The organism is Pseudoxanthomonas sp. Root630, assembly GCF_001427585.1.
Lineage (GTDB): Bacteria > Pseudomonadota > Gammaproteobacteria > Xanthomonadales > Xanthomonadaceae > Pseudoxanthomonas_A.
The window spans coordinates 1-25,590 of sequence record NZ_LMGY01000008.1 but is presented as its reverse complement, the minus strand read 5'-3'; the positions used below and the strand labels follow the sequence as shown (position 1 = coordinate 25,590).

Sequence of the window (25,590 nt, the reverse complement as noted above, 5' to 3'; positions counted from 1 at the left end):
GTCAGCTTCGTGCTTCGTCGCGACGATGCCACCACCGGTACAGCACCGGCAGGACCACCAGCGTCAACAATGTCGACGATACGATGCCGCCGATCACCACGGTGGCCAGCGGACGCTGCACTTCCGAACCGGCCCCCACATTGAGCGCCATCGGCAGGAAGCCCAGCGACGCCACCAGCGCGGTCATCAGCACCGGGCGCAAGCGCCCCAATGCGCCATCCACGACCGCATCGTCCAACCGGTCGCCCTGCTCACGCAACTTGCGGATGAAGGCGATCATCACCAGGCCATTGAGCACCGCGACCCCCGAGAGCGCGATGAAGCCCACGCCCGCCGAGATCGACAACGGGATGCCGCGCAACGCCAGCGCCACCACGCCGCCGGTCAGCGCCATCGGAACGCCGGTGAAGACGATCGCAGCGTCCCTCGCCGAGCCGAAGGCCCAGAACAGCAGCGCAAAGATCAGCACCAGGGTCACCGGCACCACCAGCGACAGGCGCTGGCTGGCCGAGATCAGCTGTTCGAACGTGCCGCCATAGTCCACCCAATAGCCGGCAGGCACCTCGACCTCGGCATCGATCCTCTGCTGAAGCTCGGAGACGAAGCCACCCAGGTCACGACCACGTACATTGGCGGTAATCACCACGCGGCGCTTGCCGTTCTCCCGGTTGACCTGGTTCGGCCCGAGCGTGGTCTCGATCTTCGCCACCTCACGCAGCGGCACGGTATCCGGAGCACCGGAACCCCAGCTTGCCGCGCGCTTGGATTCGTCCTCGCTGCCGGCCCCCCCCAGCGGAATGGGCAGGTCGTGCAGCGCTGCAGGGTCCTGCCTCATCGCCTCGGGCAGGCGCACGACGATGTCGAAGCGACGGTCGCCCTCGAACAGCTGCCCCGCCACTTCACCGCCGATGGCGGTGGCCACCGTGTCCTGCACATCGCTTGGATTGAGGCCGTAGCGGATCAGCGCCTGACGATCGGGCGTGATGGTCAGCAACGGAAGGCCCGTCGCCTGCTCCAGGCGCACGTCGGCCGCGCCATCCACCGTCTTCGCCACCGCCTCCACCTGTTCGCCCAACGCGACGAGCGCATCCAGATCGTCGCCGTACACCTTGATGGCCACGTCCGCCCGCACGCCCGAGATCAATTCGTTCATGCGCATCTGGATGGGCTGGGTGAACTCGTAGTTGTTCCCCGGAATCTCCTGCACCGCCGCTTCGATCTCGGCGACCAGTTCCGCCTTGGGCTTTCGCGGGTCGGGCCACTGGCTGCGCGGCTTGAGCATGATGAACGTGTCGGCCACCGAGGGCGGCATCGGATCGGTCGCCACCTCGGCGGTGCCCAGCTTGCCGAACACACGATGCACCTCGGGAAACTGCTTGATCCGCGCCTCCAGCGTGGATTGCATGCGCACGGCCTGGTCCAGGCTGGTGCCGGGGATGCGCATCGCATGCATCGCGATGTCGCCTTCATCCAGGCTGGGAACGAATTCGGAACCCAATCGCGTCGCCAGGAATCCGCACAAGAGAACCAGCGCGAACGCGCCACCCGCGACCAGGAGGCGACGTTCCAGCACCCAGTGCAACACCGGTGCGTAGCCGCGGCGGGCCCATTGCATCAACCGGGTTTCCTTTTCCTGTACGCGTCCACGCAGGAACATCGCGATGGCCGCCGGCACGAACGTCAGCGACAGCACCATCGCGCCGGTCAATGCGAGCACGACGGTGATCGCCATCGGGTGGAACATCTTTCCCTCGACCCCGGTAAGCGCAAAGATCGGCAAGTAGACCGCCGTGATGATGCCCAGACCGAACAGGCTCGGGCGGATCACCTCGGCCGTCGCCGATGCGGTGGCGTCCAGCCGCTCCTCGTCGTCGAGCTCGCGCCCCAGCGCATGCTGGAGGTCTCCGAACCGGCGCAGGCAGTTCTCGATGATGATCACCGCGCCATCGACGATCAGCCCGAAGTCCAATGCCCCCAGGCTCATCAGATTGCCCGACACGCCACCACGGACCATGCCGGTGAGGGTGAAGAGCATCGCCAGCGGAATCACCGCCGCCGTGATCAGCGCAGCACGGATGTTGCCCAACAGCAGGAACAGGACCACGACCACCAGGATCGCGCCCTCCACGAGGTTCTTCGCCACCGTCCGGATCGTGCGATCCACCAACGACGTGCGGTCGTAGACCGGTTCGGCATGCACGCCCTTGGGCAAGCTCTTGTTGGCGTCGGCCAGTCTGGCGGCCGCGGCCTGCGCGACCTCGCGGCTGTTGGCGCCGATCAGCATGAACGTGGTGCCGAGCACCACTTCCTTTCCATCCAGCGTCGCCGCGCCGGTACGCAGCTCGGGGCCCTCGCCCACCTGCGCCACGTCGCGCACGCGGATCGGCACGCCGTCGCGCCGGTCGAGCACGATGTCGCGGATGCCATCCAGGTCGGCGACCTGGCCGGGCGCACGCACGAGGAACTGCTGGCCATTGCGCTCGATGTAACCCGCGCCGACATTCTGGTTGTTGGTGGCGACCGCCGTGACCACGTCGTGGAGGGTGAAGCCCAGCGCGACCAGCCGTGCGGGATCCGGCGTGATGTGGATCTGGCGCGCGAAGCCGCCGATGGTGTTCACCTCGGTCACGCCTGGCACGTTGCGCAACTGCGGGCGCACCACCCAGTCCTGCAACGTGCGCAGGTCGGTGGCGGTGTACGGCGTGCCATCCGGTTTGCGTGCCGCGTCCTCCGCCTCCACGGTGTACATGAAGATTTCGCCCATGCCGGTGGCGATGGGGCCCATCTCCGGTTCCAGCCCTTCCGGCAGCTGCGATTTCACTTGCTGGATGCGCTCGCTCACCTGTTGGCGGGCGAAGTACTGGTCGGTGCCATCCTTGAACACCACCGTCACCTGCGACAGGCCGTAGCGGGATATCGAGCGCGTGTAGTCCAGCCCCGGCAAGCCCGCGAGCGCGGTTTCCAGCGTGAACGTCACCCGTTGCTCGGCCTCCAGCGGCGAGTAGCCGGGTGCGGCCGTATTCACCTGGACCTGGACGTTGGTGATATCCGGCGTGACGTCGATCGGCAACTTGGTGAAGCTCCACGCACCGACGGCGATCAATGCCAATGTCAGCGCCATCATCAGCCACCGGTGCGCGATGGCGAAGCGCAGGATGCGTTCCAGCATCCCCTGCGGTTCGAAACGTGTCGGGTCAGTGGTCATGCGAGGCCCCCGACTTCTCGATGTCGGCCTTCACCAGGTAGCTCTGCTCCACCACGACCTGGTCGCCCGCCTTCAGGCCGGACAGCACCTCGACGCGCTCGGCATCGCGCTTGCCCAGTTCGACCGGGCGTACTTCATACGTGTCTCCGACGCGCACGAACACGACGTCCCAGTCGCGGAACGTCTGCAAGGCCGCTACCGGCACCACGAGCGCGGCGGGCTGCTGTTCCACCGTGATCCGCGCCTTCACCGCCGAGCCGGGCCGCCAGAGGCCATCGGCGTTCGCCAGCGTCGCGCGCGCCACCGTGCTCTGGCTGGCGGTGGCCGTGCCGGGCAGCACGCGCTCCAGCGTGGTTTGCGCGGTCGCGCCGTCGCTGAGCCGCGTCACCGTCACCGGCACGCCCGGCACGATGTGCTGGGCATCCGCGCCGAAGATGTGCAGATCCACCCACAGCGACGACAGGTCGGCCACTTCGAACAACGTGGCGCCCTCGCCGGCCACGCCACCCACCGTGGCGTTGCGCGCCAGCACCACGCCGGAGATCGGCGTGGTGACCGTGTACGTCGTCAGGCTGAGATTGCTCTCGACCGTTGCCAGCGCCTGCCCGGCCTGCACGCGGTCGCCGACATTCACCGCGAGGCGGCGGATCGGCCCCGGGAAGCGCGCCGCGATGTTGGCCACGCGGCCCTCCACCGGCGTCAGCAGGCCCTGCACCTCGTGCTCATCGGCGATCACGCCGGCCTGCGCGGGCGCGACGCGGATGCCGGAGTCCTGGGCGATCTTCGCGGCGATGGTGGTGCGGCCTTCGTAGCTGTCGTAGGTCCAGCGCAGTGGTTTGCCTTCCACCGTCGCGACCACCTCGACATCGAAGGAATGCGGTTCGCCGACCACGCTCTTCGCCAACAGGCTGCCATCGGCCTGCGGCACGAGCGTATGCGTTTCGCGCACGTTGCCCAGGCGGACGAGCCGGACGTCGACCGTGCCCGCCGTCGCCGGCAAGGGCTTGCCCTCGCGGTAGAGCCAGGCCTGGTACGTGGGTGGCGTGCCGGTCTCGGCGATGGCGAGTTCGACGGTGACGCCGTCCTGCACCAGCAAGCGGCCGCCGTGTTCGCCGCGCGCGGCTTCCTCCGCGCCGTGTTCCTCGCCTTCGTGGCCGTGGCCGTCTTCGGCGTGATCGTCCTTGCCGCCACAGGCGACCAGCAACAGGGAAAGCGCAAGCGCGCCGATCAGGGGTCGCAGGGTCATGGGGTCGTTCCTTCCGGTGAGGCGGCGGGGGCGGCGACGAACGCCTGCCCGGTGAGCCGCTGGATTTCGATCAGGGCCGCCTGCGCGTCGAGCGCGGCGTCCAGTTGCTGGCGACGCGTCGCCGTGGTTTCGGATTGCAGCTGTGCCCATTCGAGGTAACTGATCGCGCCGCCGCGGTAAGCACGCTCGGCCGCCTGCTCGGCACGCAACAGGCGCGGGAGCACGTCCGTGCGCGTGCGCTGCACGTCGAGCTGCGCCACGCGATAGCGGCCGTGTGCATCGGCCAGGGTCGAATACAGCGCGATATCGCGGGACTCGCGTTCGATCTCCAGCGCCGCGAGCTCGGCCTCGGCCGCGCGGATCCCGGGGTCGGCCCGGCGCACGCTGCCCAGCGGCAGCGACACACCGCCGACCAGCGCCATGTCGCCGCTGTCCTGCATGCGCCGCACGCCCACCTGCCAATCCAGATCTGGTGTTGCCGCGGTGCGCGCAAGACGCACGCGCGCTTCGCGCACGCGGCGTTCGTCGGCGAACTGGGCCAGTTCCGGCGTGCCGTCGAGCAACGTCGCCAGCTCGGCGGCGCCTGCGATGTCGGGCAACGCGAGCGGATCGGCGGGCGCGATGTCGAAACGCGGTGCGCGTTCGCCCCACAACGCCGCCAGGTGCTGGCGCGCGGCGACGTCCTGCTGCTCCGCACGCGCCAGCGCGAGTTCGGCGCGCGCGAGGGCGGCTTGCGCCGTCAACACGACCGACTCTGGCGAGGCCCCGGCCTGCAGCCGCTGGCGTGCGCCGGCGACGGTCCGCCGACGCTGCGCGATGTCCTGCGCGGCGATGGTTTTCTGTGCACGTGCTGCCGCGACGGCCAGGTACCGGCGCGCGACGTCCGCCAGCAGATCCAGCCGCTGCGTCTCGCGCTGCAGGGCGAGCGCATCGATGCGGGCCTGGGCCAGCGTGCGGCGCGCATCCAATTTGCCGCCGCGCTCCAGCACGCCCGCCAGGGTCAGGGTGGCCTCGGCCTGGCGGAGGGCGCGCGCCTCACCACTGCCGAGGGCGTTTTCGATCTCCAGCCCCGCGCGCAGGGCAGGCCGCAGCGACGCGGCGTCATGGTCCGCCTGCAGCGCGCCACGGCGGGCATCGAACACGCGCAGGTCGGGATGGAGACGGGCGACGCGGGCGATGGCGTCGTCGAGGGTGAGGACATCAAGGGGAACAGCGGGCGATGGCGCCTGCGCGTGCACGCACGGCGCGATCGCGAAGGCGGCCAATGCCGCCAGTCGCAACCACATGGGAAATCTCCGGAAAGTCGGTGATGGACGCCGGGCGACGGAACGTCAGCCCGGCACGGGCATCACGCGAGGATCGGAGGACGCAGCAGCGAAGCCGGTCGCGGCGACGGCATGGGCACGGTGTCGGCGATGGGCGCCGGGGACGCGGGCGGCATGCCGGGCAACGCCAGCGGTGCCGGCACGATGGCGGTCAGGTGGCCGCAGCAATGGCTCGCATGCATCAGCGCATGCAGCAGGTCGCCCTCGCCGTCGTCGCCATCGGCATGTCCGTGGGCGGGGCCCGCGTCGTCGTGCTCGCTGACCGCATGCAGGTGCTCGCCGCCGCTGCCCAGCTCGTGCAGGTCGCCCAGCGAGGCCAGCACCGGATTGGCCAGCACCGCCAGCAACAGCAGCGCCAGCGCCGGCAGGCGAAGCAGGAAGCGGCGGCGGAGGGCGCGGAACAGCATGGGCACATGCTAGCCGCGCGACGCGCCGTTAGACAATTCCACGTCGCCGCCCGCCGGCCGACTGGAACGGGTCTTGCACGAAGCGCTCCGACCCCGTCGGAAACACGCCATGTCTGAGCAGGACGAAAGCGGCGAACGCACAGAACTTCCCACCGAAAAACGCCGCCGCGAAGCCCGTGAACAGGGCAACATCCCGCGCTCGCGCGAGCTGGCGACGGCGGCGGTGTTCGGGGCGGGCGTGCTGGCGATCACCGCCATGGGGCCCGCGCTCGCCCGCAACACGCTGGGCTGGATGAAGATCGCGCTGACCCCCGACCCGGCGTTGATGCGCCAGCCGGACCAGCTGTTCGGCCACGTCGGCCTGCTGCTGCTGAAGCTGCTGGCCGTGGTGGCGCCCGTGGCCGGCATCTGCGTCCTGGCCGGCCTGGTCGCGCCGATCGCGATGAGCGGTTTCCAGTTCTCGCAGAAGGCGCTGATGCCCGATTTCAAGCGGCTCAGCCCGGCCGCCGGCCTCAAGCGCTTGTACGGCGCCGAGAGCGTGGCGGAACTGCTGAAGTCGCTGCTGCGCGTGGCCCTGATCGGCGGCGCCGCGGCGATCTGCCTGAAGCTGGGCCTGAATCCCCTGCGCGAACTGCTGACGATGCCGCTGGAACAGGCGGTGCGCAGCGGGCTGGGCTTCACCAGCACCCTGCTGCTGGCAACCACCGGCGGCCTGATCCTGCTGGCCGCCCTCGACGCGCCGTACCAGAAATGGAACTGGCTGCGGAAGCTGAAGATGACGCGCGAAGAGCTGCGCAAGGAGATGAAGGAAAGCGAGGGCAGCCCGGAAGTGAAGGGCCGCATCCGCCAGATGCAGCACCAGATGTCGCAGCGCCGGATGATGGAAGACGTCCCGACCGCCGACGTGATCGTCGTCAACCCGACCCATTACGCGGTCGCACTGAAGTACGAGGCCGGCCAGATGGGCGCCCCCCGGGTGGTGGCCAAGGGCGTGGACGAACTGGCCCTGCGCATCCGCGAAGTGGCCGACGCCCACCGCATCGCCATCGTCTCCGCGCCGCCTTTGGCACGCGCCTTGTATCGCGAAGGGCAGCTTGGCCGGGAGATCCCCGTGAGACTGTACGCCGCCGTCGCCCAGATCCTGTCCTACGTGTACCAGCTGCGCGCCTGGCGCGTGGGCGATGCCCCGCACCCGGACATGCCCGCCGTGGACGTGGATGAGCATGGAGGCAAGGCATGAGCGCGCAGCCGGCATCCAGCAGCCTGCGCTGGCTGGACATGCTGAAGAACGGCCTGGGCGCGCCCCTGGTGGTGCTGGCGCTGCTGGCGATGGTCGTCGTGCCGCTGGCTCCCGCCGTGCTGGACGCGCTCTTCAGCTTCAACATCGCCATCTCGCTGGTGGTGCTGCTGGCCGTGATCTACGTGAAGCGGCCGCTGGATTTCACGATCTTCCCGATCGTCCTGCTGATGACCACGATGCTGCGCCTGGCGCTGAACGTGGCCTCCACCCGCGTGATCCTGCTCAACGGCCAGGACGGCCACGAGGCCGCCGGCAAGGTCATCGCCGCCTTCGGCGAGTTCGTGGTGGGCGGCAACTACGCGGTCGGCATCGTGGTGTTCGCCATCCTGACCATCATCAATTTCGTGGTCATCACCAAGGGTGCCGGCCGCATCGCCGAAGTCTCGGCGCGCTTCATCCTGGACGCGATGCCCGGCAAGCAGATGGCCATCGACGCCGACCTCAACGCCGGCATCCTGACCCGCGAGGAAGCCAAGGCCCGGCGCGAGGAAGTCCGTGCGGAAGCCGACTTCTACGGCTCGATGGACGGTGCCAACAAGTTCATCCGCGGCGACGCCATCGCCGGCATCCTCATCCTGTTCATCAACCTGGTCGGCGGCTTCGCCGTCGGCATGTTCCAACACGACATGGCGGCCGCGGATGCGGCGTCCACCTACACCCTGCTGTCGATCGGCGACGGCCTGGTGGCGCAGCTGCCCGCCCTGCTGGTCTCGTCCGCCGTGGCGATGCTGGTCACCCGCGCCTCGCGCTCGGAGGACATGGGCCAGGCCGTGATGGGCCAGGCCTTCGGCCAGCACAAGGCGCTGGCGGTGGCCGCCGGCGTACTGGGCCTGGTCGGCCTGGTGCCGGGCATGCCCAACGTCGCCTTTTTGACGCTGGCGGCGATCCTCGGCTATCTGGCCTGGAAGATGTGGAAGCGCACCCAGGACGGCCCCGAGGCCGGCGGCGGCGATGTCGCCGCCCTGCCCGCGCCGGGCGCGCCCGACCGCAACGCCGAGCTGACCTGGGACGAACTGCGCCCGGTCGATCCACTGGGCCTGGAAGTCGGCTACCGGCTGATCCCGCTGGTCGACAAGAACCAGGGCGGCGAACTGATGTCCCGCATCAAGGCGGTGCGCCGGAAGCTGACCCAGGACCTGGGCTTCCTGATCCCGCCGGTGCACATCCGCGACAACCTGGAGCTGCCGTCCAACGGTTACCGCCTGCTGGTGCACGGCGTGCCGGTCGCCACCGCCGAGATCCATCCGGACCGCGAGCTGGCCCTGGACCCGGGCGGCGCCTTCGGCACCATCGACGGCATTCCCGGCAAGGACCCGGCCTTCGGCCTGGACGCGGTGTGGATCCAGGCGCACCAGAAGGCCACCGCCGAATCGCTGGGCTACACCGTGGTCGATCCCGCCACCGTGATGGCCACCCACCTCTCGCACCTGGTGCGTGAGCACGCCCCGGAACTGCTCGGCCACGAGGAAGTGCAGCAACTGCTGTCGCAGCTCGGCCGCAGCGCACCCAAGCTGGTCGAGGACCTCACGCCCAAGGCGCTGCCGCTGGCGACCGTGGTGCGCGTGCTGCAGAACCTGCTGGTCGAGCGCGTACCGATCCGCCAGCTGCGCCGCATCGTCGAGGCGCTGGTGGAGTTCGCGCCGCAGAACACCGACCCGGCCGCGCTCACCGCCGCCGTACGCACCTCGCTGGGGCGCTTCATCGTGCAGGAGATCTCCGGCATGGCCCCCGAGCTGCCCGTCTACACCTTGGCGCCGAATCTGGAACGCGTCTTGCAGGACAGCACCCAGGGAACCGGCGCGGCGCTGGAACCGGGACTGGCGGAACGCCTGCACCAGAGCCTCGCCGACGTGGTGACCAAGCAGGAAGCCCGCAGCGAGCCTGCGGTGGTGCTGGTACCGGGAACGGTCCGCGCCGCCCTCGCCCGCCTGGTCCGCCACAGCGTCCCCACGCTGTCGGTGCTGGCCTACAGCGAGGTTCCCGAGGACAAGCGGTTGAAGCTGGTCGGCACGATCAGCTGAGACCGGGAGCAGCAGAACCCGACGCGACAGAGAACCGGATAGCACGCCATGAAAATCAAACGCTTCGTCGCTCCCGACATGCGCACCGCCTTCGCCATGGTCCGCCAGGAACACGGCCCGGATGCCGTGATCCTGTCCAACCGCGTCACCGAGGACGGCGTGGAGATCGTCGCCGCCAGCAATTACGACGAAGCGCTGGTGAAGCACACGCTGGATGCGATGCGCCCGGCCAACGCCGCCGCCCCGCTGCATCCGCTGCTCGATCCGGCCGCACCGGCACGCGCCACGAACACGAACACGGACGCGAACGCCGTGGCACCCGGGGCGAACGCACCGGCCCTGTCGCCCGCCGAAGCCGCCGCCAACTACTTCGCGCGCCGCCAGAACGCGTCCGCGCCGGCCGCACAGGTGCCGGCGCGCGCCGACACCACGGTCGCCACGCCGCGCACGCCGGTAGCACCGGTGGCGGCCACGCCGGCCGCCGCCGCCAACGAAGCCCCGCCGCGCTTCACGCCCAGCCAGCCGGTGCGCGAGATCGCACCGCAGCTGATCGAACCCGAATCCTTCGCCGCCAAGCTGGCCGCCTGCCTGCCGGCACCGCCCGCCAACGAACCGGCGCCCGTCTTCGCGCCGGCCAACGAATCCGTCGCCGAGCCCGTCGCTACCCCGCGTACGCGCAGCGCCGCGCGTGCGGAAGCCGACGACACGCTGGACCTGGACACCCTGTTGCCGTCGATCGCCCCGCCGGTCGCGCTGCCGGAGCCGGCGCCCGCGCCGAAGGTGGCCACGCTGCCGGCCGCCCGCGCGATCGCGGCAACCGCCATCCCCGCCCCGTCGGCCATCACCGTGCCGACGCTGACCGTGGTGGCCGACGACGCCACCGACGCACGCGAGAGCGACGAGCAGCTGGTGCACATGCGCGGCGAACTGGCCGCGATGCGCGAAATGATCGAACGCGAGATGCATCGCCTCACCGACGAACGCCTGCGTGGTTCGCCGGTGCGCATGCAGGCGATGGAACTGATGGAAGACTACGGTTTCGATGCCGGCATCACCCGCGACATCGCCCTGCAGATCCCCGCCGACACCGAGGCCTATCGCGGCCGCGGCCTGATGCTGGGCCTGCTGTCGAAGAAGCTGCCCGTCACCGAGATCGACCCGCTGGAAGCCGGTGGCGTGATCGCCCTGGTCGGCCCCACCGGCGCCGGCAAGACCACCACCATCGCCAAGCTGGCGGCCTGCTTCGCGCAGCGCCACAACGCGCGCGACGTCGCCCTGGTCACTACCGACACCGTGCGCGTCGGCGGCCGCGAGCAGTTGCATGGCTACGGTCGCCAGCTCGGCATCGCGGTGCACGAGGCCGACAGCGCGCAGAGCCTGGCGCTGGTGCTCGAACGCCTGCGCGACTACAAGCTGGTGCTGATCGACACCGCCGGCCTGGGCCAGCGCGACCGCAACCTGGTCGGCCAGCTCAACTGGCTGCGCGCCTCCGGCCAGGTGCAGACCCTGCTCTGCCTGCCGGCCAACTCCCATTTCTCCGACCTGGACGAAGTCGTCCGCCGCTTCAGCACCGTGCAGCCGCAAGGCGTGGTGCTGACCAAGCTGGACGAAACCGGTCGCCTGGGCAGCGCGCTGTCGGTGGTCGTGGACCACCAGTTGCCGATGGCCTGGGTGACCGACGGCCAGCGCGTGCCCGACGACCTCCACCGCGCCAACAGCGCCCACCTCGTGCTGCGGCTGGACCAGCTGCGCCGCGAAGCCGACGAACCCTGCTCGACCGAGGCCACCCATGTCGCCTGACCACCTGCTGCAGACCAATCCGCGCAGCACCCCGCCGATCCCGTCCGCATTCCATCCGGTGCGCGTCATCGCCATCACCGGCGGCAAGGGCGGCGTGGGCAAGACCAACGTGTCCGTGAACCTGGCGATCTCGCTGGCCGAGATGGGCAAGCGCACGCTGCTGATGGACGCCGACCTGGGCCTGGCCAACGTGGACGTGCTGCTCGGCCTGTCGCCGAAGTTCACCCTCGCCGATCTCGTCGCCGGCCGCTGCCAGCTCGAGGACGTGCTGCTGGAAGGCCCTGAAGGCCTGATGGTGGTGCCGGCCTCGTCGGGTTTCCGCCACATGGCCGAACTGACGCCGGCCGAGCACGTGGGCCTGGTCAACGTGTTCTCCGAACTGCAGCGCGCCCTCGACGTCATGGTGGTCGATACCGCCGCCGGCATCACCGACAGCGTGCTGACCTTCTGCCAGGCCGCACAGGACACCGTCGTGGTGGTCTGCGACGAACCGGCCTCGATCACCGACGCGTATGCGCTCATCAAGGTGCTGGCGCGCGAGCGCGGCCTGGACCGCGTGCACGTGATCGCCAACATGGTCCGCGACCCCAACGAGGGCCGGAAGCTGTACGAGAAGCTGGCCCGCGTCTGCGAGCGCTTCCTCGGCGACGTCGCCCTGCATTACCTGGGTGCCGTGCCGCAGGACGACTGGCTGCGCCGCGCCGTGCAGCGCCAGCAGGCCGTCGTGAAGGCCTACCCGGGCAGCCCGTCGGCCCGCGCCATCACCGACATCGCCCGCGTCGCCGCCCGCTGGCAGCCGCCGCAAGGCGCCCGCGGCAACGTGGAGTTCTTCGTCGAACGCCTGATCCAGCGCGGGGTGGCCGCATGAACACCGCCGCCGCCCAATACCGCGCCGTGCAGCGCAGTGCCGCCACCGACTGCGTCACCCAGCACGCCGACCTCGTGCGCCGCATCGCCCACCACCTGGCGGCGCGCCTGCCGGCCAGCGTGGAGATCGACGACCTGATCCAGGCCGGCATGATCGGCCTGATCGAAGCCTCGCGCAGCTACGACGCCGAACAGGGCGCCTCGTTCGAAACCTATGCGTCGATCCGCATCCGCGGCTCGATGATCGACGAGATCCGCCGCGGCGACTGGGTGCCACGCTCGGTGCACCGCCGGGCGCGCCAGGCCGCCGCCACCGTCCGCGAGATCGAGCAGCGCACCGGCCGCGCCGCCATCGCCACCGAAGTCGCCTCGGCGATGGAGATGCCGCTGCCGGAATACCTGCGCCTGATGGAAGACGCCGCGCGCGGCCAGGTGCTGAGCCTGGAATCGCACATCGACGACCACGGCGAACCGAACACCTCGCGCACCGGCGGCCCGTCGCCACAGCAGAACCTCGAGCGCAGCGAGTTCCGCCAGCAACTGGTCAAGGCCATCGGCCACCTGCCGGAGCGGGAGCAGCTGGTGCTGTCGATGTACTACGAGAAGGAACTCAACCTGAAGGAGATCGGCGCCGTGCTCGGCGTGAGCGAGTCGCGGGTCTGCCAGATCCACGGCCAGGCCATGGTCCGCCTGCGCGGCCGCCTGCAGGTCTTCGAGAAGGCCGACGCGGGCCTGGAAAACGACGACTGAAGAATCCCCGCGGCCTGCCGATAAAGCTCCGGTAGGCCGCCGCGTGCAGCCCCTGCCCTGCCCTTGCCCCTCACCGGGCACGCTTTACTGGAGTTCGATGTGACCGCCAACAAGAACATGCGCATCCTGATCGTGGACGACTTCTCCACCATGCGCCGCATCATCAAGAACCTGCTCAACGACCTCGGCTACACCAACACGGCCGAGGCCGAAGACGGCAACAGCGCACTGACCGCGCTGTCGCAGGGCAGCTTCGAATTCGTGGTCACCGACTGGAACATGCCCGGCATGACCGGCATCGAGCTGCTGAAGGCGATCCGCGCCGACGACCGCTTCAAGACCCTGCCCGTGCTGATGGTCACCGCCGAGGCCAAGCGCGAGCAGATCATCGAAGCCGCGCAGAACGGCGTGAACGGCTACATCATCAAGCCGTTCACCGCGCAGACACTGGAAGAGAAGCTCGGCAAGATCTTCGAACGCCTGGGAGCGGCCGCCTGATGAACGCCGTTGCCGACATCACCGGCGCGCGCGCCGCGCTGGCGGAACGGCTGCAGCACGCGCTCGACGCCCTGGAACAGGGCGACGAAGCCGGCTGGCGCCGCGAACTGGACACCATCGCCGCCTGGCGTACGCAGCCGATGATGCAGGGCCTGGGCCGCCTCGCCCGCGAACTGGCGCAGACCCTGGGCGAACTGCCGCCGACCGACGCCGGTGAGCTGGACGACGCCTGCTCGCGGCTGGACCACGTGGTCGAAATGACCGAACAGGCCAGCCACAAGACCCTGGACCTGGCCGAACAGTGCCGCGGTTATGCCACCCAGCTGAAGGGCACCTCCCTGTCGGCCGAACAGACCGCGCTGGTGGACAGCATCGGCAAGGGCCTGTCCGAAATGGCGCTGGCGCAGAGCTACCAGGACCTCACCGGCCAGATCATCCGCCGCGTCGCCGGCATCGTGCGCCGGGTACACGAGGGCTTCGGTGCGCTCGGCCTGCCACCGCCGGAGAAAAAAGAGACTTCAGAACTCGCCGGTCCGGCCGTTGCTGGTCTTGACCGCAACGCGTTCTCGCAGGACGACGCCGACGACCTGCTCTCCGGCCTGGGCCTGTAGCCCATCGCCGGGCGCTGCGGAACCGGAGACCTGCCATGCGCCACCGTTCCGTCCATCGCCATCCGCTCCTCCTGCTGTTCGTCGGGCTGCTGCTGGCCTGCGACGCGATCGCCCGGCGCCTGACCGCGCGTCGCGCCGCGTCGCCGCGCCTGGTCCACCCCGTCCGCTGATCGACCGCTTCCGGTAACCGCCCGTCCATGTCCGCCGTCACGCCCGAAATCGCCGCCGACTTCCTGATCGAAGCGCAGGAAATCCTCGACCGCCTGGGCGAACAGCTGGTCACGCTGGAGCAGGACCCGTCCGACAGCGAACAATTGAATGCCGTATTCCGCGGCTTCCACACGCTCAAGGGCGGCGCCGGCTTCCTCGGCATCCAGGCCATGGTCAACCTCTGCCATGCGGCAGAAGAAACCCTCGGCCTGGTCCGCGCCGGCCAGGCCGCGCTGGAACCCCATCATTTCGACGCCGCGCAGCAGTCGCTGGATTATCTGCAGCAGATGCTGGACGCGATCGGCGCAGGCGAAGAACCGCCGCACGCGCCGCAATCGCTGATCGACCAGTTCGACGTGCAGGGCGGCGCACCGGCGGCGCACGCGCCTGTCGCCGCGACGATGGCCGCCACGCCGGCCTCCGGCGACCTCATCACCGACGACGAATTCGAAGCCCTGCTCGACCAGTTGCAGGGCGACGCCGCACCGACCCGGATGGCCGCCCCGGCCCCTGCGCCGACGCGTCCCGCCCCTGCCGCACCCAAGCCCGCACCCAAGCCCGCACCGGCCGCCAAGCCGGCGGCGAAGGCCGGCGGCGAAGCGGAACAGACCATCCGCGTGGATACCAAGCGGTTGGACGCCATCGTCAACCTGGTCGGCGAGCTGGTGCTCTCGCGCAACCGGTTGAAAACCCTGCGTGCACGCATCCGCGACGAGGAACTCGACCGCGCGGTCAGCAGCCTCGACATCGCCACCGCACGCCTGCAGAACGCGGTGATGCGCACGCGCATGCAGCCGGTCGGCAAGGTGTTCTCGCGTTTCCCCAAGGTGGCGCGCGACGTCGCCCGCCAGTTGCAGAAGGAAGTCGACCTGGAACTGGTCGGCGCCGATACCGAGCTGGACCGCAACCTGGTGGAGGCCCTGGCCGATCCGCTGGTGCACCTGGTGCGCAACGCCATCGACCACGGCATCGAAGTGCCATCGCTGCGCGATGCCAGCGGCAAGCCGCGCCAGGGCCACGTGCGCCTGTCGGCGCAGCAGGAAGGCGATTTCGTCACCATCGAGATCCGCGACGATGGTGCCGGCATCGACCCCGAGCGCTTGCGCGTCAAGGCGTTGGAAAAGGGCCTGATCGACCCCGAGGCCGCCGCGCGCCTGTCGCACGACGAGTGCCTGCAGCTGATCTTCCTGCCCGGCTTCTCGACCAAGGCCGAGGTCACCGACATCTCCGGCCGTGGCGTGGGCATGGACGTGGTCCAGTCGCGCATCCGCGAACTCAGCGGCCAGATCACCATCCATTCCGACGTGGGCCGCGGCAGCCGCTTCGTCATCCGCGTGCCGCTGACGCTGGCCATCCTGCCCACGCTGCTGGTGCAGGCGGGCGAGCCGGTCTACGCGCTGCCGCTGGCACGGGTCATGGAAGTGCTGCACGCGCCCGCCGCCAGCCTGCGCTGGTTCGACGGTCGCGCCGTGCTCGACCGCCAGTCGCACACGCTGCCCCTGGTCGACCTGCGCGACTGGCTGCAGGTGGAACCCACCGCCGCACCGCTGCTCACCATCGTGGTGCTGCAGATGGGCGACCAGCGTTTCGGCCTGGTCGTCGACCAGGTGCGCGGCCGCGAAGAAGTGGTCATCAAACCCCTGCCGCGCGCCGTGCGCGGCCTGCCCGGCTACGCCGGCGCCACCCTGATCGGCGACGGCCGCATGGCCCTGATCCTCGACGTGGACGGCCTGCGCGCGACGGCGTGAGGCTTGAGCTCTCTGTAGGAGCTGGGCTGCCGTGGGAGCGACGTAAGTCGCGATGACCGCGAGGCGGGGTGCGAGCGAATCTCGCTGTCTGAAGGAAAGAGCTCGCGACTTACGTCGCTCCCACAAGAAAGAGCCGGGTGTGATCCCGGTCGCGACTTACGTCGCTCCTACAGGACGCACACCTCAAGTCCACCTGAATTGGGCCGATAGATCGCTACATGGACATCTTCAGCCTCATCGGACTCCTGCTCGCGCTGGTCGCGCTGGTCGGTGGCAGCATCCTCAAGGGTGCGGGCCTGTCGTCGCTGTGGTCGTCGGCCGCGTTCGTCATCGTGATCCTGGGCACCCTCGCCGCGATCCTGGTGCACACGCCGCCGCCGGTGTTCAAGCGCGCCGTCGCCATCGTCCGCTGGGTGATCCGCCCGCCGGGCACCGACGGCGAGGCGCTGATCGCCGAGATCGTCGACTGGAGCAACATCGCCCGCAAGCAGGGCCTGCTGGGACTGGAACCGCTGGTCAACCAGCAGGACGACCCCTTCCTGAAGAAAGGCCTGCAGATGCTGGTCGACGGCGTGGAGCCGGAATCGATCCGGCACATGATGGAGATCGACCTCAACGGCCAGGAGCACCAGGACCTCGCCGCCGCGAAGGTGTTCGAGGCCATGGGCATCTATGCGCCCACGCTGGGCATCATCGGCGCCGTGTTCGGCCTGATCGCGGTGATGAAGAACCTCGCCGACCCCAGCAAGCTGGGCCATGGCATCGCCGCCGCGTTCACCGCGACGATCTACGGCATCGCGTCGGCCAACCTGTTCTTCCTGCCCATCGCGAGCAAGCTCAAGAGCGTCATCGGTGGCCGCAGCCGCGAGCAGGAGATGATCATCGAAGGCCTGATCGCCATCGCGCAGGGCGAGAACCCGCGCAACATCGAGGCCAAGCTGGCCGGCTTCCTGCACTGAGCCGGCGCGACCATGGCACGCCGGCACAAGCACGAGGAACACGCCAATCATGAGGCCTGGGCGATTCCGTACGCGGACCTCATGACCCTGCTGCTCGCCTTCTTCGTGGTGATGTACGCCATCTCCACCCTCAACGAAGGCAAGTACCGGGTGATGGCCGACGCGCTCACCGCCGCCTTCGGCGGTGCGCCGCGCACGATCAATCCGGTGCAGGTGGGCAACCACCAGTTGCAGGGCGCCGACTTCGACCGCCCTTCGCCGATCAAGTCCGGCGCCAAGCAGGGACCGTCGGCGCCTTCGCCGTCGCCCAACGTCACCCTGCTGGCGGCGATGGCCTCGCAGATGAACCTGCCGCTGGACGCCAAGGGCCTGCAGAGCGCGCAGGGTGAACTCAAGCGCATCGCCGACGACCTCGAGCGCGCCCTGGCGCCGCTGATCGACGAGAAGCTCGTCACCATCAAGCGCTCCACGCTCTGGCTGGAAGTGCAGATCAACAGCGACATCCTGTTCGCGACCGGGTCGGCGACCCTGGACCCGCAGGCGCAGGAGACGGTCGGCAAGCTGGGCGCGGTGCTGGCCGGCGTGCCGAATTCGGTCCGCGTGGAGGGCTATACCGACGACCGGCCGATCCGGACCGCGCAGTTCCCCTCCAATTGGGAACTCTCGTCCTCGCGTGCGGCCAGCGTGGTGCATCTGTTCGTCCGCGACGGAATCCCGCCGGAGCGCCTGGCGATGATCGGCTACGGCGAGTTCCGCCCCATCGCCGACAACGCCACGCTCGAGGGCCGCAACGCCAATCGCCGCGTATTGCTGATCATCCTGGCCAGCCCCGGCGGTCCGGCACCGGAATTGCATGCCCAGCAGGAAGCCGTCGCCCCGCCGTCAGTGATCTCGCTGCCGCCGTTGCCGACGCACGCCGCGACGCCCATGCCCGGAGCGCCGCCGGCGCCCCAGGTCCATGAAGGAGTCCAGTGATGCGCGTGTGGGCGATCGCCAACCAGAAAGGCGGTGTTGGCAAGACGACCACCACCCTCGCCCTCGGGCGCGGGCTGGCGATGCGCGGTTACCGCGTGCTGCTGGTGGACCTGGATCCTCATGCCTCGCTGACGCGGGCGTTCGGCGTGCCCGCCGACCCGCAGCCGGCCGGCGTGCTGGATCTGTTCGACGAGAATCCGCCGGAGCTGGCGCGCCTGGCGCGCGCCACCGAGATCGAGAACCTCGCCTTCGTGGCCGCGCAGACGCCGCTGGCCACGCTGGAGCGCCGCAGCGCCACCCAGGCCGGCCTGGGCCTGGCGCTGTCGAACGCGCTGTCGCGCGCCGGCGCCGCGTACGACTACGTGCTGTTCGACTGTCCGCCCACGCTCGGCCTGCTGATGGTCAATGCGCTGGCGGCCGCCGACCACGTGATCATCCCCACCCAGACAGAACCGCTGGCGCTGCACGGCCTGCAGGGCATGTGCCGCACCACCGAGATGATCGAACGCTCACGCCGCCGCGCGCTGCCGGTGTCGATCCTGCCCACGCTGCACGACAAGCGCACGCGCACCGGCGCCGACACGCTGAAGGCCATGCAGGAAACCCACGGCGAGGCGGTCTGGAACGATGCCATTCCCAACGACACCCGCATCTGCAGTGTCGAAGCGCTGACGCATTCCGCGCCGGCCGCGCAGTATCCCGGCCGCGGCCTGTCCGCCTACCGCCGCGCGCTGGACTGGCTGCTGCTGACCGAAGCCCGCGCCACGGAGCAGGCCGCATGACCACGCCGGCCGTCCTCGACGATTACCTGCAGGATCTGCTCGGCGATGTCGGCATCGCGCCGGCACCCGCGGTCGAAGCACCTGCGGTTGTCGCCGCCGCCATCGAACCCACACCCGCTCCCGTGGCGGAAGTGGGCATTCTTGAAGCACCCGTGCCCGACGCGCCGGTGATCGTTCCTGATGCCCCCGCACCTGCGCCCGTCCTGGCCGTGGCCCCCGTCCGCGCCGGCGCAGAAGCCGACCTGATCACCGACGACGAATTCGAAGCCTTGCTCGACCAGTTGCATGGCGATGGCGTGCCGCAGGCCCACGCCGCACCGGCAACAGCGCCCGTGCAGACGCCGGCACCCGCCCTGGCCATCGCGCCGTCGCGTGCGCCTGCCGGCGATGCGATCTCCGACGACGAGTTCGAAGCGCTGCTCGACGAGTTGCATGGCGGCGCCGCGCCGACGGCACGCCCGTCGCCACCTGCGCCCGCTGCGGAAAAGGCGCCTGCGCCCGTCGTACCTGCTCCGCCCGCCATGCCGCGGGCACTGCCGCCCCTGCCCACCCATCCCTACCTGCAGACGCCAGTGGACAGCGGTCAACGCCGCCGGGCGACCGAACGCAAGACCCGCTGGCTGCGCCTGCGCTGCGACCAGCAGCACTACGCGCTGGAACTGCTCAAGGTGCAGGAAGTCGTGCTGCCGGCCACGCTGCTGCCGCTGCGCGGTGCGGCGCCGCACATGCTCGGCGTGATGAACCTGCGCGGCCAGGTGGTGCCGGTGATCGACCTAGGCCTGTATCTCGGCCGCCGTGCGATCGAATCCGACGCGACCACCCGCATCGTGGTGCTCGAAGAACATGGCGAGATCCTCGGCTTGCGCGTCAGCGCGGTGGAGGACGTGGCCAACCTCAGCGACCACCAGATCGAATCCCCGGACAACGCCCGCGTGGGCCGCATCGCCAACCCGCTGTTCCGCGGCGTGGCGCGGCTCAACGAACGCGCGGTGATCCTGCTGGACGCCTCGCAGCTGCTGACCTGACCCATGCACCGCACCCCGCGACAGTCCGACGCGCGTCACACATTCACGCGCACCTCTAAAGAGCCATCGGCTCGCGCCGATACCTCCTCTAGAGCCGCCCTTCCGGAGACACGATGAGCGCAGTGCCCCTGGGTGACGACCTCGGTATCGAGGCCGCCACCGACCTCAAACAGCATCTCGCCCTGCACGTCGCCGACGCGGCGCCGCTGGTGCTGGATGCCGGCACCGTGCAGCGCATCCACACGGCCAGCCTGCAAGTGCTGTGCAGCTTCGTGCGGCAGCGTCAGCAGGCGGGCCTGGCCACCGACTTCGGCGCGGTCAGCCAGAGCTTCCGCGACGCCGCACGCCTGCTGGGCGTGGGACGCCAGCTGGGCCTGCCGGCCGCCGACGACACCAACATCAATACGCAACAAGTGGAGAACGCCGCATGAGCGCACGCATTCTGGTAGTGGACGATTCGGCCTCGATGCGACAGATGGTCGCCTTCGCCCTCAGCTCGGCGGGTTTCTCCGTGGACGAAGCCGAAGACGGCCAGGTCGCACTGGGACGTGCGCAGGGGCAGCGGTTCAATGCCGTCGTCACCGACGTCAACATGCCGAACATGGACGGCATCTCGCTGATCCGTGCGCTGCGCGGCCTGCCGGACTACAAGTTCACGCCGATGCTGATGCTGACCACCGAATCGGCCGCCGACAAGAAGGCCGAAGGCAAGGCCGCCGGTGCCACCGGCTGGCTGGTCAAGCCGTTCAATCCGGAACAACTGGTCGCCACCGTCCAGAAAGTCCTGGGCTGATAGCCCCGCCTCCCCCTACACCGTCTTCCGCCACAGGTCTCCATCGCAATGAACATGGACATGCAGCGCTTCCACGCCACGTTCTTCGAGGAAAGCCGCGAAGGACTGGAAGCCATGGAAGCAGGCCTGCTGTCGCTGGAACAGGGCAGCCGCGATGGCGACCTGATCAACTCCATCTTCCGCGCGGCGCATTCGATCAAGGGCGGCTCGGCCACCTTCGGTTTCGATGCGATCGCCGGCATGACCCATGTGCTGGAAACGCTGCTCGACGAGCTGCGCGCCGGCCAGCGCGCCGTCAGCCCGCCGGCGGTGGACGCGATGCTCGCCTCGGTGGATGTGCTGCGCGCGCTGCTCGCCGAAGCCGAACACGGCACGCCGGCCGATCCCGCCGCCGTGCAGGCGATCAAGGACCGCCTCAATGCCGTGCTGACCGGTCATGACGCTCCCGTCGCCGCGACCGCAGCGCCGAAGGCCGACGAGACGCCCGAAGGCTGGAAGATCGGCTTCACCCCGGCACCGTCGCTGTTCATGAGCGGCAACGATCCGCTGCGGATCATCCGCGAACTGGAACACCTCGGCCCGCTGGACGTCGCCTGCCGGCTGGAACGCCTGCCCGGCTTCGACCAGATCGATCCGCTCGAAGCCTACCTGGCGTGGGACCTCGGCCTGATCGGCAAGGTGCCGCGCAGTGCGGTGGACGACGTCTTCGCGTGGGTCGTCGACGACTGCGAGCTGGACATCCAGCCGATGCAGCGCGATGCCATCCCGGTGGCCGCCGTCGAAGCCGCTGCGGCAGCGCCCGCGCTGGTCGTCGGCGCCGCCGCGCCCGCACAGGCCGGCGCTGCGCCCGCACAGGCCGCCGCCAACGACACCGCCGAAACCTCGATCCGCGTCAGCGTCGACAAGATCGACGGCCTGATCAACCTGGTCGGCGAACTGGTCATCACCCAGGCCATGCTCAAGCAGGTCTCGGGCGTGCTCGACCCCGCCCAGTGCGAGCGCCTGTTCGCCGGCCTGGACCTGCTGGAACGCAATACGCGCGACCTGCAGGAAGCCGTCATCGGCGTGCGCATGCTGCCCGTGGACGCGGTGTTCCGTCGCTTCCCGCGCCTGGTCCGCGACCTGTCCGCCCGCCTTGGCAAGCAGGTGCGCCTGCGCACCGTCGGCGAAGGCACCGAGCTCGACAAGGGCCTGATCGAACGCATCGCCGACCCGCTGGTGCACCTGGTCCGCAACTCGATCGACCACGGGCTGGAAATGCCCGACGCACGTGCACAGGCCGGCAAGGACGAGACCGGCACGATCACCCTGGCGGCCTCGCACCAGGGCGGCCACATCGTCATCGAAGTCAGCGACGACGGCCGCGGCCTCAATCGCGAACGCATCCTCGCCAAGGCGGCCGAACGTGGCCTCGCCGTGCCGGAGAACCCGACCGATTCCCAGGTCTGGGACCTCATCTTCCAGCCGGGCTTCTCCACCGCCGACGCCGTCACCGACCTGTCCGGGCGTGGCGTGGGCATGGACGTGGTCCGCCGCAACATCCAGGCCCTCGGCGGTGAAGTGCAGCTCGAAAGCGCCGCCGGCCAGGGCACCCGCGTGGTGATCCGCCTGCCGCTGACGCTGGCCATCCTCGACGGCATGGCCGTGTCGGTCGGCGACGAGACCGTGATCCTGCCGCTGACCTACGTGCTCGAGGCACTGCAGCCGGTCGCCGAAGACGTGCGCACCGTCGCCGGCGACGGCCGCGTGCTGCGCGTGCGCGGCGAGTATCTGCCGATGGTCGCGCTCAACGAGTACTACCGCTACGGCGACACGCGCGCCGAAGACCCGCTCGTCGTCGTGGTCGAGGCCGATGGCCAGAAACTTGCACTGGAAGTCGATGAACTGATCGGCCAGCAGCAGGTGGTGGTCAAGAACCTCGAGAACAACTACCGCCGCATCGACGGCATCTCCGGCGCGACGATCCTCGGTGACGGCCGCGTCGCCCTGATCGTCGACGTGGGCGGCCTGGTCCGCTCGCGCCGGATGCAGCAGGCCGCCTGACCCCCCTTTTCCCGCGAGGCCTTCCCCGTCGCCGAATTCTGGCGACGACGACGGCGCACGCCCTTACACTCCCGGTATCCGCATGAAGTACGCACTTTCCCTGCTCGCCCTGGCCCTCGCGGCCACCCACGCTCCCGCGCATGCCGCGGACGGCACCACCAAAGCCGCTGCCTGGCCGCCGAAGGTCACCTTCGCGGACGGCACCGAACTCAGCCTCGGTGGCAATCTCCAGTACGACGCCAACCAATTCTCCGGCGACGGCTACAACGGCGCCGTGCTGGAAGACGACGATGCCTGGCGCCGGCAGGAGTTGGGTTTCACCCTGCGCCGCAAGGGCGTGTACGACCTTGGCGTGACCTACGATTTCCAGGCCAAGAGCTGGAACGACGTGGCGCTGCGCGTGGAAACCAAGGCGCTGTTCGGCCGCGACTACGGCAAGGTACGCATCGGCCAGATGAAGGTGCCGCTGGGCTTCGAAGGCAACACCGCCACGCGCGCGGTCAGCTTCCTGGAAGCCTCGCTGCCCACGCAGGCGTTCTACGAGAACCGTCGCAGCGGCATCGATTGGGCATTCGAGCGTGATCGCTACCTGGTCAACGCCGGTTACTTCTTCGAATCCGACCTGCTGGGCAACAACAAGGGCGAGACCGCCGCCGTGCGCCTGGCGTGGACGCCGCGCAAGGCCGCCGGCGACGTGCTCCACCTGGGCTTCGCCGCCTCACAGGAACGGCCCGACAGCGAGGTCAACGGCCTCGGTGTGACCGTCTACCCGAGCGTGCGCTGGCGCGCCAAGCCGGAAGCCGCGCTGACCGCGGTGCGGCTGGTGGATTCCGGCACGCTGACCCGCGTGGACCGCATCGAGCGCACCGGCCTGGAAGCGCTCTGGATCCGTGGCCCCTGGTCCGTGCAGGGCGAATACCTGCATCAGGAAACCACGCGCGACCTCGGCCTGCCGTCCTACTCGGCGGACGGTGCGTACGTGTTCGGCAGTTGGTTCGCCACCGGCGAATCGCGCGGCTACAGCGGCGGCAATGTCGCCAATCCGAAGCCCAAGGGCAGGTACGGCGCGGTCGAGCTGCTCGCACGCTACAGCCGCATCGACCTGGACAGCGACGGCATCGCCGGCGGCCGCCAGTCCGATTGGACGCTGGGCGCGAACTGGTACCTGACGCAGTACTTCAAATTCCAGGCGAACTACGTGAAGACCGATGCCACGCGCGGTGCGTTCTCTGCCGATCCTTCGGTGTTCGAACTGCGCGCACAGCTGCAGTTCTGACCGCTCCGCCGCCCTGCCCCGCGCCGCCGGTCACGGTTCGCGTGGGGCGCCGGCGACAGTTTCGTAAGTCCGCTTACCTTTCGTCCGGACCGCTGTAAAGAAGCGGTCGCCAGCGCCGTTACTCCAAAGCAGACGCCGCACCAAGAAGTTGCGGGCAGCACTTGCCCTCGCCCTGATGCGCCCGCCCCAACCGCTGAACCCAATCGAGACCATCTTCATGTTCAAGCACCTCAACATCGGCAAACGCTTGGCCATCGGCTTCGCCGTCCTCGTCCTGCTCATTGTGGCCACCGGCGTTTTTTCCGCGCTGCGGATGGGCGCGGCGCAGGACGTGGTGCTGGACATCACGAAGAAGGAAGTCCCGGCCATCCGCGACCTGGGTCGCATGGCCACGATGCTGGCTGAATACCGCGTCAGCGAGCGCGGCCTGGTCGCCGGCTACGAAGACCCGGAGAAGGTCGCCGAATACACGGGCGAACTGATCGCGGGCGGCAAGGCCTTCGACGAGCTTGCCAAGGCGTATGGCGCCGGCCTTGCCGACAAGCAGGACCAGGCACTGCACCAGGAGATGATGGCGAAATCCGCGCTGTACTTCGATAACAGCCGCCGGCTGATCGAGTCGGTCAAGGTCGGCGATCTGACGCCCGCCAGTGCCGCCGGCGACCTGCGCCAGGCCACCGCCGATGCCGTCGCGCGGATGCTGGACACGAAGATGAAGGTGCTGGACGAAGCGGTCGCCGCCCAGGAGGCCGGCTACAGCACCAACATCAAGGCCATCGGCGTGCTGGTGGTGGTGGCGATGCTCTTGGCCATCGCGGCCGCGGTCCTCATCACGCGTTCGATCGTGCGGCCGATGGCCGAGGTCACGAGCGTCGCAGACGCCGTGGCGCGTGGTCAGCTTGATCGCGAGATCATCATCGATGACCGCAGCGAGACCGGCAAACTGCTGGGCTCCATGCAACGCATGCAGACGCAGGTCAAGTCGGTCATCGCCGCACTCGCCGAGATGACGCGTCGCCACGACGAAGGCCAGATCAGCTTCCGCATCGACGACAGCACGTTTCCCGGCGATTATGGCCGCATGGTGCGCGACACCAACACCCTGGTCGCACAGCACATCGGCGTGAAGATGCGCGCAGTGGAGATCATGCGACGCTACGCCGTCGGCGACCTGTCGATTGACATGGACCGCCTGCCCGGCGAGAAGGTGGTCATCACCGAAGCCATGGACATGTGCAAGGCCAATCTGTCCGCCATCAACGGCGACATCAAGCGACTGGCGTCCGCTGCGGCGATCGGCGATTTCTCGCAGCGTGGCGACGAACAGAGGTACGAGTACGACTTCCGCGAGATGGTGTCCGGCGTGAACCGTCTGATGGAAACCACCGACGGGAACCTGGCTGAAGTCTCCGCGCTGCTGCAGGCCATCGCCCGCGGCGACCTGACCGCCCGCATGGAAGGCGACTTCCACGGCGTGTTCGCCACCATGCGCGACGATGCCAATGCCACGGTCACCCAGCTGACGGAGATCGTCGGCGGCATCCAGATGGCCGCCCTGAGCATCAACACCGCCGCGGGCGAGATCGCGTCGGGCAACAACGACCTCTCGCGTCGTACCGAGCAGCAGGCCGCCAATCTGGAAGAAACCGCCGCCTCGATGGAGGAACTGACCTCCACCGTGCGCCAGAACGCCGAGTCCGCCCGCCAGGCCAACCAGCTGGCCATCGGTGCCGCCGGTGTCGCCTCGCA

Annotated in this window: 20 protein-coding genes and 2 pseudogenes; 18 read left to right on the top strand and 4 right to left on the bottom strand. The window is 69.1% G+C overall.

What is annotated here, in order from left to right; all coding sequences use genetic code 11:
* Position 1: 1 nt before the first annotated feature.
* From ASD72_RS05665 to ASD72_RS05650, 4 genes are all read right to left on the bottom strand, one after another.
* The gene (locus ASD72_RS05665; protein ID WP_056878976.1) at positions 2-3,169 is read right to left on the bottom strand and encodes a CusA/CzcA family heavy metal efflux RND transporter; all 3,168 of its coding nucleotides are present in this window, start codon (positions 3,167-3,169) and stop codon (positions 2-4) included.
* A 25-nt stretch (positions 3,170-3,194) separates the two neighbouring features.
* Entirely contained in the window at positions 3,195-4,451 is a 1,257-nt protein-coding gene (locus tag ASD72_RS05660) for an efflux RND transporter periplasmic adaptor subunit (protein WP_056878975.1), read from the bottom strand.
* Positions 4,448-5,737, bottom strand: coding sequence for a TolC family protein (locus ASD72_RS05655; protein ID WP_056878974.1), 1,290 nt, complete (start codon positions 5,735-5,737; stop codon positions 4,448-4,450). The genes ASD72_RS05660 and ASD72_RS05655 overlap by 4 nt, the downstream gene beginning before the upstream one ends.
* Before the next feature lie 62 nt (positions 5,738-5,799).
* Positions 5,800-6,183 (bottom strand): hypothetical protein, encoded by a 384-nt coding sequence (locus ASD72_RS05650; RefSeq protein ID WP_056878973.1) that lies wholly within the window; start codon positions 6,181-6,183, stop codon positions 5,800-5,802.
* Positions 6,184-6,292: 109 nt separating this feature from the next.
* Between ASD72_RS05650 and flhB the strand changes: the two genes are divergently transcribed.
* The 18 genes and pseudogenes from flhB to ASD72_RS05565 form a co-directional block, all read left to right on the top strand.
* Positions 6,293-7,423, top strand: coding sequence for a flagellar biosynthesis protein FlhB (gene flhB / locus ASD72_RS05645; RefSeq protein ID WP_056878972.1), 1,131 nt, complete (start codon positions 6,293-6,295; stop codon positions 7,421-7,423).
* The gene (gene flhA / locus ASD72_RS05640) at positions 7,420-9,504 is read left to right on the top strand and encodes a flagellar biosynthesis protein FlhA (RefSeq protein WP_056878971.1); all 2,085 of its coding nucleotides are present in this window, start codon (positions 7,420-7,422) and stop codon (positions 9,502-9,504) included. Before flhB ends, flhA begins: the two co-directional genes overlap by 4 nt.
* Before the next feature lie 48 nt (positions 9,505-9,552).
* Positions 9,553-11,304: a flagellar biosynthesis protein FlhF gene (gene flhF / locus ASD72_RS05635; protein ID WP_056878970.1), complete on the top strand. Its 1,752-nt coding sequence runs from the start codon at positions 9,553-9,555 to the stop codon at positions 11,302-11,304.
* A gap of 55 nt (positions 11,305-11,359) precedes the next feature.
* Positions 11,360-12,172, top strand: a pseudogene (locus ASD72_RS05630) (MinD/ParA family protein); the annotation flags it as partial.
* Complete coding sequence (locus ASD72_RS05625) at positions 12,169-12,921, top strand: RNA polymerase sigma factor FliA (protein WP_056878969.1); 753 nt, start codon at positions 12,169-12,171, stop codon at positions 12,919-12,921. The pseudogene ASD72_RS05630 and the gene ASD72_RS05625, both read left to right, overlap by 4 nt.
* Before the next feature lie 117 nt (positions 12,922-13,038).
* On the top strand, positions 13,039-13,419 hold the full coding sequence (cheY, locus tag ASD72_RS05620; protein ID WP_056879027.1) for a chemotaxis response regulator CheY: 381 nt from the start codon (positions 13,039-13,041) through the stop codon (positions 13,417-13,419).
* A complete protein-coding gene (locus ASD72_RS05615; protein ID WP_056878968.1) occupies positions 13,419-14,030 on the top strand; it encodes a protein phosphatase CheZ in 612 nt (203 codons plus the stop codon). The genes cheY and ASD72_RS05615 overlap by 1 nt, the downstream gene beginning before the upstream one ends.
* A gap of 35 nt (positions 14,031-14,065) precedes the next feature.
* Positions 14,066-14,200: a hypothetical protein gene (locus tag ASD72_RS21630; RefSeq protein ID WP_255357636.1), complete on the top strand. Its 135-nt coding sequence runs from the start codon at positions 14,066-14,068 to the stop codon at positions 14,198-14,200.
* 27 nt (positions 14,201-14,227) lie between these two features.
* Positions 14,228-15,988, top strand: a complete 1,761-nt coding sequence (locus ASD72_RS05610; RefSeq protein WP_056878967.1) for a chemotaxis protein CheA — start codon at positions 14,228-14,230, stop codon at positions 15,986-15,988.
* 218 nt (positions 15,989-16,206) lie between these two features.
* A complete protein-coding gene (locus ASD72_RS05605) occupies positions 16,207-16,947 on the top strand; it encodes a flagellar motor protein (protein WP_056878966.1) in 741 nt (246 codons plus the stop codon).
* Between the two features lie 12 nt (positions 16,948-16,959).
* A pseudogene (gene motD, locus ASD72_RS05600) lies at positions 16,960-17,808 on the top strand (flagellar motor protein MotD); the annotation flags it as partial.
* 113 nt (positions 17,809-17,921) lie between these two features.
* A complete protein-coding gene (locus ASD72_RS05595) occupies positions 17,922-18,704 on the top strand; it encodes a ParA family protein (protein WP_056878965.1) in 783 nt (260 codons plus the stop codon).
* Positions 18,701-19,729 (top strand): chemotaxis protein CheW, encoded by a 1,029-nt coding sequence (locus ASD72_RS05590; RefSeq protein ID WP_056878964.1) that lies wholly within the window; start codon positions 18,701-18,703, stop codon positions 19,727-19,729. Before ASD72_RS05595 ends, ASD72_RS05590 begins: the two co-directional genes overlap by 4 nt.
* Before the next feature lie 113 nt (positions 19,730-19,842).
* Positions 19,843-20,160, top strand: a complete 318-nt coding sequence (locus ASD72_RS05585; RefSeq protein WP_056878963.1) for an STAS domain-containing protein — start codon at positions 19,843-19,845, stop codon at positions 20,158-20,160.
* Complete coding sequence (locus ASD72_RS05580) at positions 20,157-20,522, top strand: response regulator (RefSeq protein ID WP_056878962.1); 366 nt, start codon at positions 20,157-20,159, stop codon at positions 20,520-20,522. The genes ASD72_RS05585 and ASD72_RS05580 overlap by 4 nt, the downstream gene beginning before the upstream one ends.
* A 48-nt stretch (positions 20,523-20,570) precedes the next feature.
* Positions 20,571-22,565, top strand: a complete 1,995-nt coding sequence (locus ASD72_RS05575; protein ID WP_056878961.1) for a chemotaxis protein CheA — start codon at positions 20,571-20,573, stop codon at positions 22,563-22,565.
* Positions 22,566-22,647: 82 nt separating this feature from the next.
* Positions 22,648-23,841 carry a porin gene (locus ASD72_RS05570; protein ID WP_056878960.1) on the top strand — a complete coding sequence of 398 codons (1,194 nt, stop codon included), beginning with the start codon at positions 22,648-22,650 and terminating at the stop codon, positions 23,839-23,841.
* Positions 23,842-24,016: 175 nt separating this feature from the next.
* Positions 24,017-25,590: MCP four helix bundle domain-containing protein (locus ASD72_RS05565; protein WP_056878959.1), on the top strand; the 1,574-nt coding region annotated here is incomplete at its 3' end.

What these genes read in the sequence shown, in the direction of transcription:
- ASD72_RS05665 (WP_056878976.1), bottom strand. Translation starts at nt 3,169, where the DNA reads ATGCTGGAACGCATCCTGCGCTTCGCCATCGCGCACCGGTGGCTGATG.
- ASD72_RS05660 (WP_056878975.1), bottom strand. Translation starts at nt 4,451, where the DNA reads ATGACCCTGCGACCCCTGATCGGCGCGCTTGCGCTTTCCCTGTTGCTG.
- ASD72_RS05655 (WP_056878974.1), bottom strand. Translation starts at nt 5,737, where the DNA reads ATGTGGTTGCGACTGGCGGCATTGGCCGCCTTCGCGATCGCGCCGTGC.
- ASD72_RS05650 (WP_056878973.1), bottom strand. Translation starts at nt 6,183, where the DNA reads ATGCTGTTCCGCGCCCTCCGCCGCCGCTTCCTGCTTCGCCTGCCGGCG.
- flhB (WP_056878972.1), top strand. Translation starts at nt 6,293, where the DNA reads ATGTCTGAGCAGGACGAAAGCGGCGAACGCACAGAACTTCCCACCGAA.
- flhA (WP_056878971.1), top strand. Translation starts at nt 7,420, where the DNA reads ATGAGCGCGCAGCCGGCATCCAGCAGCCTGCGCTGGCTGGACATGCTG.
- flhF (WP_056878970.1), top strand. Translation starts at nt 9,553, where the DNA reads ATGAAAATCAAACGCTTCGTCGCTCCCGACATGCGCACCGCCTTCGCC.
- ASD72_RS05625 (WP_056878969.1), top strand. Translation starts at nt 12,169, where the DNA reads ATGAACACCGCCGCCGCCCAATACCGCGCCGTGCAGCGCAGTGCCGCC.
- cheY (WP_056879027.1), top strand. Translation starts at nt 13,039, where the DNA reads ATGCGCATCCTGATCGTGGACGACTTCTCCACCATGCGCCGCATCATC.
- ASD72_RS05615 (WP_056878968.1), top strand. Translation starts at nt 13,419, where the DNA reads ATGAACGCCGTTGCCGACATCACCGGCGCGCGCGCCGCGCTGGCGGAA.
- ASD72_RS21630 (WP_255357636.1), top strand. Translation starts at nt 14,066, where the DNA reads ATGCGCCACCGTTCCGTCCATCGCCATCCGCTCCTCCTGCTGTTCGTC.
- ASD72_RS05610 (WP_056878967.1), top strand. Translation starts at nt 14,228, where the DNA reads ATGTCCGCCGTCACGCCCGAAATCGCCGCCGACTTCCTGATCGAAGCG.
- ASD72_RS05605 (WP_056878966.1), top strand. Translation starts at nt 16,207, where the DNA reads ATGGACATCTTCAGCCTCATCGGACTCCTGCTCGCGCTGGTCGCGCTG.
- ASD72_RS05595 (WP_056878965.1), top strand. Translation starts at nt 17,922, where the DNA reads ATGCGCGTGTGGGCGATCGCCAACCAGAAAGGCGGTGTTGGCAAGACG.
- ASD72_RS05590 (WP_056878964.1), top strand. Translation starts at nt 18,701, where the DNA reads ATGACCACGCCGGCCGTCCTCGACGATTACCTGCAGGATCTGCTCGGC.
- ASD72_RS05585 (WP_056878963.1), top strand. Translation starts at nt 19,843, where the DNA reads ATGAGCGCAGTGCCCCTGGGTGACGACCTCGGTATCGAGGCCGCCACC.
- ASD72_RS05580 (WP_056878962.1), top strand. Translation starts at nt 20,157, where the DNA reads ATGAGCGCACGCATTCTGGTAGTGGACGATTCGGCCTCGATGCGACAG.
- ASD72_RS05575 (WP_056878961.1), top strand. Translation starts at nt 20,571, where the DNA reads ATGAACATGGACATGCAGCGCTTCCACGCCACGTTCTTCGAGGAAAGC.
- ASD72_RS05570 (WP_056878960.1), top strand. Translation starts at nt 22,648, where the DNA reads ATGAAGTACGCACTTTCCCTGCTCGCCCTGGCCCTCGCGGCCACCCAC.